Origin of the sequence: Corallococcus praedator (assembly GCF_003612125.1) — a bacterium.
In the GTDB taxonomy this organism is placed as follows: Bacteria; Myxococcota; Myxococcia; order Myxococcales; family Myxococcaceae; genus Corallococcus; species Corallococcus praedator.
In genome coordinates this window covers 1-3,311 of record NZ_RAWI01000631.1, presented here as the reverse complement: position 1 = coordinate 3,311, position 3,311 = coordinate 1, and the positions used below count along the sequence as shown (strand labels likewise).

The 3,311-nt window shown below is 67.6% G+C and carries 5 protein-coding genes; 3 read left to right on the top strand and 2 right to left on the bottom strand.

Annotated features, from left to right (window positions below):
• Positions 1-301: 301 nt before the first annotated feature.
• From D7Y13_RS40080 to D7Y13_RS40070, 3 genes are read left to right on the top strand one after another with little or no spacing between them, the layout of a single operon-like run.
• The gene (locus D7Y13_RS40080; protein ID WP_120538292.1) at positions 302-499 is read left to right on the top strand and encodes a hypothetical protein; all 198 of its coding nucleotides are present in this window, start codon (positions 302-304) and stop codon (positions 497-499) included.
• A gap of 58 nt (positions 500-557) precedes the next feature.
• On the top strand, positions 558-1,310 hold the full coding sequence (locus D7Y13_RS40075) for a hypothetical protein (protein WP_233595931.1): 753 nt from the start codon (positions 558-560) through the stop codon (positions 1,308-1,310).
• A 10-nt stretch (positions 1,311-1,320) separates the two neighbouring features.
• Positions 1,321-1,803 carry a hypothetical protein gene (locus tag D7Y13_RS40070; RefSeq protein WP_120585632.1) on the top strand — a complete coding sequence of 161 codons (483 nt, stop codon included), beginning with the start codon at positions 1,321-1,323 and terminating at the stop codon, positions 1,801-1,803.
• A gap of 3 nt (positions 1,804-1,806) precedes the next feature.
• Here the strand turns inward: D7Y13_RS40070 and D7Y13_RS40065 are convergent, their stop codons facing one another.
• Both D7Y13_RS40065 and D7Y13_RS40060 read right to left on the bottom strand, forming a co-directional pair.
• Positions 1,807-2,598, bottom strand: a complete 792-nt coding sequence (locus D7Y13_RS40065) for an FRG domain-containing protein (protein ID WP_120538293.1) — start codon at positions 2,596-2,598, stop codon at positions 1,807-1,809.
• A 170-nt stretch (positions 2,599-2,768) separates the two neighbouring features.
• Positions 2,769-3,005 (bottom strand): hypothetical protein, encoded by a 237-nt coding sequence (locus D7Y13_RS40060; RefSeq protein WP_120538294.1) that lies wholly within the window; start codon positions 3,003-3,005, stop codon positions 2,769-2,771.
• Positions 3,006-3,311: the final 306 nt, after the last annotated feature.

Here is a 3,311-nt window from a genome sequence, read left to right as displayed (position 1 = left end):
GGGTTGGCGCTTCCAGGAGCAGGGGGGAGCGTCCTTCGGGTCGCTGCGTCGTCCGAAGCCGGTGTCTGGCATTCGCGCACCTCCTTGTCGGGCGTCCAGGAATGTCTGGGTTGAAGGTGGGGGTCGTGTCTGTCTATTTCCACTGGGGGACACCGGGGTCGCAGGGGCGCGGTGAATCCAGACAGGGAGGCGAGGTCCCGCCGGGCATGTCTCCTGCGGGAGGGTGGGGCACGACGCACTGTTGAAGGTGAACGTGGCTGGTGCCTTGGAGGCGCGGCCCCTTCAGGTGAGGTCAGGTCGCATGATCATCGTCGGCTCGATGGTGGTGGGCATCCTGGTGATGCTGGTGGTGATGGCCGCGGTCATGATGGGAGGCGCGCTGGCGCACAAGGGCGCGCGCAGGGATGAGGAGCGCTGGGCGCGAGAGGCCAGGGAGCGCGCGGCGCGGCGGGACCGGGACCGCGAGGGGCCGCTGGGCGGGGAGCCCGTGCCCGCGTGAGCTGTCGGAAGGGCGTGAAGCGGTGGGTGCATCCTCCTGGGACGTGGGAGGATGCACCGTGCGATTCGCGTTCTTGTGCTTTGGGGTGTCGCTGCTCGTGGGGTGTGCGACCGCGCCGGCCGCCGGCTTCGAGATTGCGCCGGAGCGCGCCCGTGGCCCATGGTCCGAGGTTCCCGCCGTCGAGATGCCAACGGGTGAGAAATCCATTCCCATCGCGCTGCTGCGGGATGTAGCGGATGCGCTGCTCCAGCGCCCGGGGGCGAAGACGTGCGACCCCGCGACGCAATTGCCGATTCCAGGTCTCTCCACCGAGTACTGCTCGACGGTCTATGTCGCGGGGACATGGGAGTCGCTGTCCTGGCGGGTGACAGAGCCCGTGAAGGCGGGACACAACCGGTGCTCACCTTTCTTCGCGGTGCAGGATGCGGACTACCCCTCCACCCAGGTCTGGGTCGTGGGGTTCATCCACAACCATCCCTGCGGGGCGGCACCTTCATCCCAGGACCTGGACTTGTGGCCCACGGATGCGGTCAATCCCACGGTGGCCCTGGCGGTGGTCCGATTGATCCCAGGCAATCCGGCCCCTGCACGGTTCCGAAGCACGTTCATCGAGATGGCCTCCGCCGTGGTCGCGGAGCGGCAGGATGGAACCCGCATCTTCCTGCGCTACTTTCCCACGGGTGAAGTCGAGCAGTGGAGCGAGACCCGACGTGGGTGGATCCTCCTGGGCCGCTGTGCACCGGCTCCCTCGGGTGGACTCAGTGTCGCGCCCCGATGTGAGGGGGGAGCCCTCCGATTGTTGCGTGAGTAGGGGACGGTGAATGCAAAGGGTTCATGGATGGCTGGGGCTCATGCTGGTGCTGTCGGGATGCAGGACTCCGGCGGTGGCGTGGAAGGGCGTTGTCGAATGGCCGGACGAACAGACGGCCCGTCCCGTAGGCAATCCCATGCCCGCGGGCGCGGCGCAGGCCGCGGTGGGCGCCATCCGCGAGTTCGTGAAGACCACACCCCAGCGGGTGTTCTTCGGCTGTGCGCATCCCGAGGACGGCGTGAACGTCTCGCTCTTCACGGGACCGACACCAGGGCTGTACTACGTGCTCCTGGATCCCGACTTCGAGCGCTGCACGGGGCCGCGCAGACGCATCCTGGATGGCTGGTTCTTCTACGCCGTCACCCCCCAGGGGGACGTGGTCGCGGAGTCTCCGGGCCCTCCCGCCGAAGTTCCTCCGCCGGACCCACTTCCTCCTCCTCCGCTGCCTCCCGCACCCGTGAACGAATCCCCGGCCCCCGCTCCGGTTCCCTGAGGCTCACCGGGGCCGGGGGGCGTAGTAGCGGCGCAGCCAGCGGCTCAGGCCGTCCAGACCGGGGAAGAGCACGCGCTCGGTGATGTTCGCCTGGTCCAGCTTGTCCCGGACCTCCCACTTGAGCGACGCCGGCACGATGAGCCGCCGCACCCCCTGGTGCTGGTCCCCCAGGAAGTCATTCAGGCTCAGGTCCGGCCCGTTCATCACCGAGAACAGCGCGAACTGGTTCACGATGCGCGCATCCAGCGACGGCGGCTCGAAGAACAACACGAACGGGTGCTTCGCCATCCCGTCGAACGTGGGCAGATCCGCCGCCACCTCCGCCAGCATCTCCGCCGTGAACACGTCCGCGCCCTCCAGCCGCAACTGCGCCTTCAACGGCTGGGGCAACTGCTGGTTCGTCTGGTGGTAGTCCACGCACCAGATGGCGCCGTCCTCACCCAGGAAGTCCTGACGCTCCGTCATGAAGTGCAGCGCCACGTAGGGGCTGAACGTCCAGTCCAGCAGTCGCGTCGGCATCCCGTGGTGCTGCGCCAGCGCCAGCCAGTCCCACACCGACGTGAGCTGCGCCGTGCCCGGCACGCCCCGCGCGTACTTGCGGAAGGCCCTGAGCAGGTCCCGCTCGTGCCGCACGAACGCACCCTGGCGGTTCAGCGTCGCGGACAAATCCTGCCGGGCGTCCGGAATGCCGCGGAAGACGAAGCTTGTTCGAAAGCGGCCAAGCGGCTCGTTCCACGAACCCCCGAACAACAGGTCCTGCAACTCCAACCACGTCGTGACGCGTTGCTCCTGCATCCACGCCCCCCTCGCCCCGGAAGGTGAGCCCTGCCGTTCAAGGAAGCAGCGTTTCTGGGAGCCATCCTGCGTCCGACGACGGGCGCCCTCCCGGTCCGCTCCCTCCCCCAGCGGGGAAGCACGGGCCCGGTCGGACGCCCGGTCGCCTCAATCACAAACGGACAACGGGACTACGGCCGCCCGTAATCGGCGGGCTGGGTAAAGGCATACGAACTGGCCCCCGGCGCTTTGTCCGCCTGGAACAGCGGGCACTTCGCGCAGGTGAAGCTCTCCCAGTCCTGGCGGACCGCCACGTCGATGCAGCCGCTGTACATGCGGCAGTGGACGTTGCGGTATTCCTCGATGGAGAACGAGTCGGCCCGCAGCGGGAGATGGAACTCGGTGGGTCGCGGCTGTGGACAAGGCATGTGTTTCTCTCTAGCCCCCCTCGTGGGTGCTGATTCCCTCTACGGACTGGTGCGTCGCGTCATTCCCGAAGGCCAGAAGCACAGGCACTGAACGCTTGCACCCTGGCTCATCGCAGTCAGCAGAGGACCGTGTAGGTTCGAAACGCTGCAAAAGGCAGAACAGCCTATACACGTCACCTTTCCCGGGCCCGTCCCCCCAGGATGTCTGCCTTCACGAGGGCCAGGCGACCGGGCACGGACTGTCGGAATCTTCACCCTCCGGGGACTTTCCCGCGAAGATGCGGCCCGTGAGCTCCCCCCTCCGAC